Raw genomic sequence first — 8,549 nt, forward strand, 5'->3', positions numbered from 1 at the left:
ACAGCGATTATTGGTGCTGGAACTCCTGTTTTGTATGACAAAATGCAGGAAAACGTGATGATTTGCTCTCCCGTAAGTGGTGAAGTAGTCGAAGTGAAGAGGGGAGCCAAGAGAAAACTACTTGAGATTAAGATTTTGGCCGACAAGGAAGTTGAATATGAGCAATTCAAAACCTACAATGTTTCTGAGCTCAAGAGTCTCTCCAGAGAAGAGGCTACCGCTCAGATGACTAAAGGAGGAGTTTGGGCCAACATCATTCAAAGACCTTATGGCATTATCGCCAAAGAAGAAGATACCCCTAAGTCCATCTTTATTTCTGCCTTCGATACCCACCCATTGGCAGCCGACATTGCATTTACCCTAAAGGGTGATGAAGAGGCTTTCAAAACCGGTATTGAAGTGTTGAAGAAATTTACGGAAGGTCCTATTCATCTCAATCACGATCTAAATGGCGAGGTGTCTTCGGTATTTGCCAACGTAGAAGGTATTCAACACAACAAATTTAGCGGGCCTCACCCTGCGGGCAATGTGGGTGTTCAGATTCATCACATAGACCCAATAGCTAAGGGAGATATTGTTTGGACCATTTCACCTTATGGTGTGGCTCAAATAGGAAAGCTTTTCAGCAAAGGAATATACGATGCTTCTCGTTTGGTGGCAGTTGCCGGTTCAGAAGTTAAAGACCCGCAATACTACAAAACCTATACGGGAGCCTGTGTAAATAAAATGGTTGAGGGCAACCTCAAACAAGACCATGTACGCTTCATTAGCGGCAACGTACTAACCGGTGAGCGAGTAGAAAAAGACGGTTATCTGGGCTTTTACAGCAACTTGCTTTCTGTATTGCCAGAAGGAGACCATTCAGAGTTCCTCGGTTGGCTAAAGCCTAAGAAAGAAGTACTGAGTTTCCACAGAGCATGGGGCTTGTTCTCATTCCTGAATAGAAAAAATAAAGAATATGTACTGGATACCAACACCAATGGTGAGGTAAGAGCATTTGTTGAGACCGGGGTGTTCGAGAAAGTGACCCCAATGGATATTTACCCAGTGTATCTACTGAAGGCTATTTTAGCTGAAGATTACGATAACATGGAGGCCCTTGGAATCTATGAAGTGATTGAAGAAGATTTGGCCTTGTGTGAATATGTGGATGTCTCTAAACATGATGTTCAACAAATTGTTAGAGATGGGCTTGAATTGATGCAAAACGGTTAATAGGAATGAAGTTTTTACACAAAATATTAGAAAAGCAGAAACCTATGTTCGAGAAGGGTGGTAAGTTGGAGAAATTCTACTACCTGTTCGAAGCTGGTGAAACGTTCCTGTTTTCTCCACCCATTACAGCCGGTAAGAAAGGCGTTCAGGTGAGAGATGCAGTAGATTTGAAGAGAATGATGATGACAGTGGTTATCGCCATGATACCCTGTCTGATCTGGGGAATATTCAATGTGGGCTATCAGCATCACATTGCAGTGGGAGAGACCACTTCATTCTTCTCGGTAGACAACCTGTTGTTTGGTGCCCGCTGGGTACTGCCAATCGTTTTGGTTTCCTATGCCGCAGGTGGTATAGTTGAAGCCATTTTTGCCGTAGTAAGAAAACACCCCATCAACGAAGGATTCCTTGTAACAGGGATGCTCATTCCTTTAATAGTTCCTCCGACCATTCCTTTGTGGCAAGTAGCCTTGGCGACAGTTTTTGGAGTTTTGGTAGGTAAGGAAATTTTTGGAGGAACGGGTATGAACATACTCAACGTGGCTATGACAGCCAGAGCCTTCTTGTACTTTGCCTATCCGTCTCAAATTTCCGGTGAAGTGTGGACTCAATTGGCCGATAAAACGCCCGTAAACGGCTATTCTGGCGCAACAGCACTAGCAGTTGCTTATGAGTCTTCTACCACTGATACCAGTGTGATCTCTGGTTTAGCCGATACCAATAGTGTACTGGCTGCACCATTCGGAGGCGACTTCTTTAGCTTCCAAAACATGCTTATTGGTGGAATTCCCGGATCGATTGGTGAAACTTCTACACTAATGGCCCTGTTGGGAGCATTGATACTCATTGCTACCGGTGTGGGTAGCTGGAAAATTATTGTAAGTGTGTTTGCCGGAGCTTTTGCTATGGGTACCATCTTCAATTTGGTAGGAGCAAATACATTTATGGAATTACCAGCAGAATATCACCTTGTTATGGGTGGTTTAGCTTTCGGTGCTGTTTTCATGGCTACAGACCCGGTGTCTGCTTCTCAAACGGAAACAGGAAAATGGATTTATGGAGTGCTCATTGGAGTGCTTACTGTAATAATTAGAGTGGTGAACCCGGCCTATCCGGAAGGTATTATGCTTGCCGTACTGTTTATGAACGTGTTCGCCCCACTCATCGATTTCTATGTAGTACAAGCAAACAAGAAAAGGAGGTTGGCCCGTGCGACAGTCTAATGCTTACGTAATTATATTCTCTCTCATTCTCACAATAGTGTTGGGAGGATTGCTTTCAGGGGTTTCTCAGGTGTTAGGCCCCATTCAAAAAGAAGCCGTTGATTTAGATACCAAAAAACAAATTTTGGGAGCTATTCCTGCGGAGAAAGCGGCCTTGGCCGAAATGACCAAAGAACAGATTCTGACTAGATACAGCGAAGTAATTTCTTCCGAAGTGGCCGACTATCAGGGCAATGTGGTAACTACCAATGCCAAAGGAGAGCCCGTTGTTGCTGAAAATGTAGACATTGAGAAAAACTACAAAAAGCCAGTAGAAGAAAGACTCTTCCCGGTATTTAAGTACAGTGCCGAAGGTAAGGAAGCCTACATTATTCCAACGTATGGAGCCGGACTTTGGGATGCTATCTGGGGATTTGTCGCCTTGGCGCCAGATCTGGAAACTATTCAGGGTGTAAGTTTCGACCACCGTGGTGAAACCCCCGGCTTAGGAGCCAGAATTACTTCAGACGATGTGCAGCAGCGCTATCAGGGCAAACAACTCTATAACGATCAGGGAGAGTTTGTTTCTGTAGAAATGGTGAAAGGTGAAAAAACACCTGAGTCTGCTCTTGGACCAAATAGGGTAGACGGTATGGCCGGTGCTACCCTCACTGCCAATGGTGTGAACGCCATGCTGGAGAACTACCTGGGCTACTATCAGAACTATTTCGATAAGAATGTTCGGAACCAGGCAATGACCATGAATATTGACAATAACTAAACAGTAATTATAAATGAGTACTGAAACGTTAGAAGCCCCGGTAGTAAAAGAAAAAGAAGCCTTACTATCGAAGAGAAGAAAGAAATTCGTTACCGATCCACTGAGTGACGATAACCCAATTACCGTACAGGTATTGGGTATTTGTTCGGCCCTTGCGGTTACCACTCAAATGAAGCCTACGCTGGTAATGGCTCTCTCGGTAATATTTGTATTGATATTTTCTAACCTCATTATCTCTTTAATGAGGAATGCAATCCCCGGAAGGGTACGTATTATTGTGCAGTTGGCAGTAGTAGCCACCCTCGTTACTTTGGTAAATGAGGTACTAAAAGCCTATGCATTCGATATGTACAAAACCCTTTCGGTTTTCATTGGTCTAATCATTACCAACTGTATTGTAATGGGTAGGCTGGAAGCCTTTGCACTTGGAAACAAGCCATACGATTCTGTGTTGGACGGTCTTGGTTCGGGTTTAGGCTACTCATGGATTATTCTTACCGTGGCTTTCTTTAGAGAAATCTGGGGTTCCGGTAAAGTATTCGGATATCCTGTTTTTGAAGCCATTGGTATGGAAAACTTTGCGACCAACGGACTTATGGTTTCTCCTGTAGGAGCCTTTATTGTGCTTGGTTTCATCATATGGATACAGCGATCTAAAACAGGTTACGTAGAACACTAAAAAGTAAGCAATCATGGATTTATTGAATTTAGGTATTAAGTCGATCTTCATTGAGAACATGGTATTTGCCTACTTCTTAGGTATGTGTTCTTTCCTGGCAGTGTCTAAAAAGGTATCGACAGCCTTTGGTTTAGGACTTGCCGTAGTATTCGTTTTGGGTATGACAGTACCCATGAACTGGCTGCTCAATGAGTTTGTATTGAAAGAAGGAGCGTTAGCCTGGTTAGGGGCTGATTTCGCTACTATCGACCTGTCTTTTCTTCGTTTCATAATGTTCATTGCCATTATTGCGGCAATGGTGCAGTTGGTTGAAATGACTATTGAGAAATTTTCTCCATCGCTATATGGTTCGTTAGGTATCTTCTTGCCACTTATTGCAGTGAACTGTGCTATTCTGGGTTCTTCGCTCTTTATGGCTCAAAGAGATTATTCTATTGGTGAGGCTACCGTATTTGGCTTTGGTTCAGGTATTGGTTTCTTCCTGGCCATTGTAGCTTTGGCGGCTATCAGAGAAAAACTAAAATATTCTAATGTACCCGATGGCCTTAAAGGATTGGGCGTAACAATGTTCATTACCGGTCTAATGGGTATTGCATTCATGAGTTTTATGGGTATTTCCATTTAAGGCTCTAAAAACTCTTAGAGAAGACTGTCTTCAAAGGAGCTTTCGTAAAGCAGGCTCGTTTTGAAGACAGTTTTTTTTATGCCTGTCTATTGTTGCGAATTACATTAACGACTGGTGTTCGCAAGCACAATCCCTTAGGTTTGAGTCTCTATGCACAGGCTTTACCTTTTTATTTTCAGTGTGTTTGCCCCCGTTGTGGGACAAGCGCAAGACCTTAGTCAAAAACAGGCTGCCGAAGATCTGCTTTATCTAAAGAAAGAGCTGGAAGCCTATCACCCGGGAATGTATCGATACACCGGTAAAGACTCCATCGATTGGTACTTTCAAACTACGCTGGATCAAATTCAGGAGACAGACCAAATCGGTTTTTTTGCCTCTGTAAGCTTTTTGGTAAATAAACTTCGCTGCGGGCATACCCAGGTGCTGTTGCCCGAAAAGGATCAGAGCACATTTTTGGAGAACCAACTTTTTATTCCATTAGAAATAAGTGCAGTAAATGGTAAGTGGTTTGTTTTTAATGCCTCACTCACGGGTGACCAACTGAAATCCGGTGATGAGTTGGTGTCTGTTAATGGGCTTAAGATGGATGAAATAGTAAGGCGCATATTTGAGCACCAATCGGCCGATGGCTACATCACAACAGGTCGATTGAGGCTTACTGAGCAGTTCTTTCCTTATTTCTACCAACTGTTTGTGGCTAGGGGTACAACTTCCTTTCAGGTAGAGGTCAGCTCCAATACAGGTCTCAAAACTATTGTATTGCCCGGTGTTAGCTGCACTATAATACGCGCCATGCGAAGGCCCTTTCAGCAGCCGCCTCAGTTGGTGCTTAGGCATGAGGCTTCCTACAGCTACATGAAGATCAACACGTTTTCCAGTAGGGCCTTAAGCGATGCCGGTTTAAATTATGAACGATTCCTGGCTGAGAGTTTCAGGGAGTTAAAGCAAAAAGAAGCACAGACCTTGGTTATAGACCTTCGTGGTAATGGAGGTGGAGACGATAATTACGGAGCCGCCTTAGTGGCTTATTTGGCCCGGAACCCTTTTCGGTATTTCGAAAGAATTGAAGTAACAGAATCTTATAGTGGCTATGGAAACATTGTTCGGGAAAAGGGGCGAAGGCTAATGACTTCCCATAAAGGATTGGACGAGTGGAAGCCTGAAGCCCAAAGGTTTAGAGGAAAAGTATATGTGCTCATTGATGGTTGGAGTTTCTCCACCTGTGCCGATGTAGCCGCAGTTCTGCATCATAACGAGTGGGCTACCCTGGTAGGAGAAGAGTCAGGAGGAGGGTACGATGGCAATACGAGCGGTTCTACCCGAACTTTGATACTACCTCATAGTGGCCTCCGGGTAAACCTCCCCATGTGGATGTACACCACTGCCAATTCCGGTCATCCATATCATGGCAGGGGAGTTATACCTCATCATAGAGTATCTTACACCCTCCAACAGCTAATGCGAGAAGAAGATGCGGTTATGGAGAAAGTAAAAAGCTTAATCAAATAGTCCCGTAGGAAAACCATCAATACTTACTTGATTTTTCTCTTTCCAGTAGTCCTTAATTCCCTCTTCTCCCTTGCGTTCGGCCCAGTCGGTTAAAACCTTTCGGTCATCTTTATATTCCATAAGAGGAACCCCAAAGCCGCATGAGGTTTGTACGGAGTCGAGCGTAACCACAAAGATATTGCGTGCTCCAAAGGGCTCAGGAAACAGTTCAAGATATTCTGCCCATTCATCATTTTGTGGGTGAATGGTTTTTGCACTCCCAAAAAGCCTTAAAATCAATGGTTTGCCTTCAAAAGCGCAAAACATAATGGTAATTCGATTGAGCTGTTTTAGGTGAGCAGCCGTTTCGTTACCACTACCGGTTAGGTTAAGCCAAGCCACTTTATTTGGGCCTAAAACCCTGAAAGAGTCCATGCCTTTGGGTGATACATTGACCCTGCCATTTGGGGCTGCTGTACCGGTAAAAAAGACCTTCTGGTTTTTAATAAATTCAATAAGTTCGGGCGATAGCACATCGTAAAACTTAGCCATAATGATTCTTACTTTTGGTGCCAATTCTAAAGGGTAGAGACTAATGGCCTGGACACGCGGCCAATCGCCTTAGTATGTAAAGAAAAGACCACTGATGAAAAGTTCCTAGCAAGTAGGCTTTGCAGTCAAATATTTTTTAACAGTTGTTCTTTAGGGGCTGATGATCAATTAAATACCCTTCTAATAGCTTTTTAAAGCGAGACAATCGATCAACATAAGGCAGGTGGCACGGTATAACTTTGTGTTAAAAGATTGAAGTAAATTATTTTCAAAGATTCATCTTTCTTTAGTTTTGTGCCCGCTAAAATTAAATCTATGGCTTACGCTCCACTCATTGCTCAAGAATTAAACATAACGTCCAGACAGGTTGAAGCTACCATAAAGCTTTTGGAAGAAGGTGGTACGGTGCCCTTCATAGCCCGATATAGAAAAGAGGTTACCGGCAGTTTAGATGAAGTGCAGATTTCAGCAGTTAGGGATCGGTTGCAGCAATTAAAAGATCTTGATAAAAGAAGGGATGCTATCCTGAAATCGGTGGAAGAACAGGGTAAGCTTACACCTGAGTTAGAGGAGAAGATCAGGGCTGCCCAAACCATGGCAGCGCTGGAAGATATTTATTTACCCTATAAGCCTAAGCGTAAGACCAGAGCCTCTATGGCCCGCGAAAAAGGTCTGGAGCCATTGGCTAACTTGTTGCTCAAGCAGCAGCCCGTAGATGTGGAAACTGAAGCAGCGGCCTATGTCAATGAAGAGAAAGGCGTAAAAGATATTGATGAAGCCCTGCAGGGAGCCAGAGACATTATTGCCGAGACCATCAATGAAAATGCTGAGGCTCGCGAAAAGATGAGAAAGTATTTTCAGCAAAATGCCATTATCAGATCCAGAGTGTATACCGGAAAAGAGGAAGAAGGTCAAAAGTATAAAGATTACTTTGAGTGGGAAGAGCCTCTTAAAGATGCGCCATCTCACAGAGTTTTAGCCATGAGAAGGGGCGAGGCTGAACTCTTTTTAATGTTAGATATTTTACCGCCTGAAGAAGAGGCCATAACCATACTCGAAAAACAATTTATTGAGGCCAATAATAGCGCAGGAGAGCAAGTGAAGCTGGCTATAAAAGACTGCTACAAAAGACTGCTGAGCCCCTCTATGGAAACAGAAATGCGCATGCTTTCTAAGAAAAAGGCCGATGAGGAAGCCATTGAGGTATTTGCAAAAAACCTTCATAAGCTGTTGATGGCCGCCCCATTAGGAAGCAAAAGAGTTTTGGCTATAGATCCGGGATTCAGAACTGGCTGTAAAGTGGTTTGTCTGGATGCTCAAGGCAAGCTCTTACATTATGAAGCCATTTTCCCCAATGAACCACAAAAAAGGGTGGCCGAATCGGGAGCGGTAATCAAGCACCTTGTTGACCAGTTTGCCATTGAAGCCATTGCCATAGGCAACGGAACCGCCTCGCGCGAGACAGAAGACTTCGTGAAGTCGTTGGGACTACCAAAACATGTGTTGCAGGTTATGGTCAATGAAAGCGGTGCCTCCATTTACTCCGCGTCTGAAATTGCCAGAAATGAGTTCCCCGATCATGATGTAACAGTGAGGGGGGCAGTGTCTATCGGACGAAGGCTAATGGATCCGTTGGCAGAATTGGTAAAGATTGATCCTAAATCAATAGGTGTAGGTCAATACCAGCACGATGTAGACCAGACTGCCTTAAAGAAATCGCTCGATGATGTGGTGATGAGCTGTGTAAATGCTGTGGGAGTAGAGGTAAACACCGCCTCAGAACAACTGCTAACCTATGTGGCCGGTCTAGGGCCTCAACTGGCCAGGAATATTGTGGAGTATAGAAACCAGAATGGACCATTTAAGAATCGTGAAGCCATAAAAAATGTGCAGCGTCTTGGAGAAAAGGCCTTTGAACAAGCGGCAGGTTTCTTGCGCATAAAAGGAGCCGCAAACCCGCTGGACGATAGTGCAGTGCACCCCGAGGCCTACACCATAGTGAGCCAA

8 protein-coding genes are annotated in these 8,549 nt (G+C 44.0%); 7 read left to right on the forward strand and 1 reads right to left on the reverse strand.

The window, feature by feature from the left end; genetic code table 11:
• From B3763_RS06255 to B3763_RS06280, 6 genes are all read left to right on the forward strand, one after another.
• A partial coding sequence (locus B3763_RS06255) for a Na(+)-translocating NADH-quinone reductase subunit A (protein WP_286744865.1) occupies positions 1-1,215 on the forward strand: 1,215 nt, incomplete at its 5' end.
• Positions 1,216-1,220: 5 nt separating this feature from the next.
• Positions 1,221-2,438: an NADH:ubiquinone reductase (Na(+)-transporting) subunit B gene (locus B3763_RS06260; protein WP_189629801.1), complete on the forward strand. Its 1,218-nt coding sequence runs from the start codon at positions 1,221-1,223 to the stop codon at positions 2,436-2,438.
• The gene (gene nqrC, locus B3763_RS06265; RefSeq protein ID WP_189629802.1) at positions 2,425-3,198 is read left to right on the forward strand and encodes an NADH:ubiquinone reductase (Na(+)-transporting) subunit C; all 774 of its coding nucleotides are present in this window, start codon (positions 2,425-2,427) and stop codon (positions 3,196-3,198) included. The genes B3763_RS06260 and nqrC overlap by 14 nt, the downstream gene beginning before the upstream one ends.
• A gap of 13 nt (positions 3,199-3,211) precedes the next feature.
• The gene (locus B3763_RS06270) at positions 3,212-3,877 is read left to right on the forward strand and encodes an NADH:ubiquinone reductase (Na(+)-transporting) subunit D (protein WP_189629803.1); all 666 of its coding nucleotides are present in this window, start codon (positions 3,212-3,214) and stop codon (positions 3,875-3,877) included.
• 10 nt (positions 3,878-3,887) lie between these two features.
• Positions 3,888-4,502: an NADH:ubiquinone reductase (Na(+)-transporting) subunit E gene (nqrE, locus tag B3763_RS06275; RefSeq protein ID WP_422662581.1), complete on the forward strand. Its 615-nt coding sequence runs from the start codon at positions 3,888-3,890 to the stop codon at positions 4,500-4,502.
• A 150-nt stretch (positions 4,503-4,652) separates the two neighbouring features.
• Positions 4,653-6,011: a S41 family peptidase gene (locus B3763_RS06280; protein WP_286744869.1), complete on the forward strand. Its 1,359-nt coding sequence runs from the start codon at positions 4,653-4,655 to the stop codon at positions 6,009-6,011.
• On the opposite strand, the gene B3763_RS06285 is transcribed toward B3763_RS06280, so the two are convergent.
• Positions 6,000-6,542 carry a pyridoxamine 5'-phosphate oxidase family protein gene (locus B3763_RS06285; protein WP_286744872.1) on the reverse strand — a complete coding sequence of 181 codons (543 nt, stop codon included), beginning with the start codon at positions 6,540-6,542 and terminating at the stop codon, positions 6,000-6,002. The two genes, B3763_RS06280 and B3763_RS06285, sit on opposite strands and share 12 nt — an antisense overlap.
• Positions 6,543-6,857: 315 nt before the next feature.
• Here B3763_RS06285 and B3763_RS06290 point away from each other — a divergent pair.
• Positions 6,858-8,549, forward strand: a 1,692-nt coding sequence (locus B3763_RS06290; protein WP_286744873.1) for a Tex family protein, incomplete at its 3' end; no start/stop codon positions are given.

Source organism: Roseivirga sp. UBA1976 (genome assembly GCF_002336325.1).
Classification (GTDB): domain Bacteria; phylum Bacteroidota; class Bacteroidia; order Cytophagales; family Cyclobacteriaceae; genus Roseivirga; species Roseivirga thermotolerans.

What these genes read in the sequence shown, in the direction of transcription:
- B3763_RS06260 (WP_189629801.1), top strand. Translation starts at nt 1,221, where the DNA reads ATGAAGTTTTTACACAAAATATTAGAAAAGCAGAAACCTATGTTCGAG.
- B3763_RS06280 (WP_286744869.1), top strand. Translation starts at nt 4,653, where the DNA reads ATGCACAGGCTTTACCTTTTTATTTTCAGTGTGTTTGCCCCCGTTGTG.
- B3763_RS06270 (WP_189629803.1), top strand. Translation starts at nt 3,212, where the DNA reads ATGAGTACTGAAACGTTAGAAGCCCCGGTAGTAAAAGAAAAAGAAGCC.
- B3763_RS06285 (WP_286744872.1), bottom strand. Translation starts at nt 6,542, where the DNA reads ATGGCTAAGTTTTACGATGTGCTATCGCCCGAACTTATTGAATTTATT.